The following is a 1681-nucleotide window of genomic DNA, read 5'->3' as shown; positions in this document are numbered from 1 at the left end:
AGCGCGGTGCCGCCCGCGAGCAGCCAGGCGACGGCGAGCAGCAGCACCAGGCCCGTGCCGGCCAGGCCGGTGCGCACGGCGCGGGCGCTCACCGGGTCGGCGGCCAGGTCGTCGAGCAGCCGGTCGCGGTCGACCACCTCGACGGGCAGGGACGTCGAGGTGGCGGCGGCGGTGGCCGGCCCGGGGTCGCGCCCGTCCGTCCCCGGTGCGGCGGCCAGGGTCACTGACCAGCGGGTCGGCGCCCGCGGGTCGCGCCCGGCCGCGAGGTCGACCATCGCCACCGTGCGCAGGTCGGCCACCACCGCCTCGCCCTCGACGCCGGCGACGGGCGCGCCGGTGGCGGTCACCTCGGTCTGCAGGGCCTGGACGCGCCGCACCAGCAACGGTCCGCCCACCTGCGCCCCCGCGGCCCGCAGCAGGCCGGGGGTGACGCGGACGGGCAGGCGTCCCGCCGTCGCGTCCTGCACCGAGGCCTGCTGCAGCCGCAGCGCGGTGGGTCCGGAGAAGGCGGGCACGACCACGTCGACGCCCGGGAGCGGACCGGGGAGGGTGTCCGCGAGGACGCCCGCACCCGCGCCGGTCTCCCAGGCGGCGCCCGAGCCGTCGACGGGGTCGCCCTCGCCGAACCGCACCCCGGTCACCTCGACGCGCACCCGCACCTCGACCGGCCCGGACGGGCCGAGGTCGACGTCGAGCGCGACCAGCTGCCAGCTGTCGCCGTCGCCCCCGGGCGGCGGCGGCAGCTCCGCGGTCGCGACGAGGGGCGGTGAGGCGACGGCGGTGTCGAGCACGGTCTGCACCTCGACGGCGCCGAGGTCGGTGCGCAGCGGGTAGCCGCTGCCGGAGAGCCACAGCGCGCCGGCCCGGGCCTGCACCAGCGGCGGCACCGGTGCGAAGGTCTCGCCCGGGCCGAGGACCACGGCGGGCGGCACCGTCGACGAGGCGGTGGCCGACGCCGTCCAGGTCACCTCGGCCGGGCCGCCGCCGACCGACAGCGGCAGGTCCGCGACCGGCGGCGAGGCGAGCTGCACGAACGCGACCGGGCCCGCGGGCGTGCTCGCCTCGTCGACCCGCGACGCCAGCACGTCGGCGACGCCGTCGGCGTCCGCGAGCGCCGTGGCGACCGCCACCGACTCCGGGCCGCTCGCACCGACCGGGCGGTCGGTGACGACGAGCAGGTCGGCGCCCACCTGCCGCTCGGCGACCCGGGTGAGCTCGGCCTCGCGGGTGGCCGCGGACCCGACGAGCAGCACGCCCGTGGCGACGAGCACCACGACCAGCAGCACGGCGACGGCGTGCGGGCCGGGGGCGCGCGAGGTCTGCCACGCCGCCATCAGCGCGGGCAGGTCGCGGCGGCGGCGCAGGGCGCGGGCGACGAGTGCGGCGGCGGGGGCCACCAGGCGGGCGGCGACGAGCGCACCGGCGAGCACGGTGAGCACCGGCGCAACCACCACGACGAGGTCGGCGCCGCCGAGCAGGCCGCCGCCGAGCAGGCCGCCGACGACCAGGGCGGCGCCGCCGTCCTGGCGGCGCAGCTGCCACTGGGCGAGCACTGCACCGGCCACGACGACGAGCTCGCCGCCCGCCCGCGCCGCACCCAGGCGGCGTCCGGACGCCTGCTGCCGCACCGCCTCCCAGCGCCGGGCGGCGAGCACCGCGGGGAGCGCGAGGACGACGGCGG

1 pseudogene is annotated in these 1681 nt (G+C 80.5%); it reads right to left on the bottom strand.

Annotation, left to right across the window (positions count from 1 at the left end):
- Positions 1 to 1681: pseudogene (locus ACYVKY_RS02370) on the bottom strand (hypothetical protein); the annotation flags it as partial.

Source organism: Angustibacter speluncae (assembly GCF_054777815.1).
Note: the sequence above shows the minus strand (reverse complement) of the source record. Positions and strands in the feature narration are given on the sequence as shown.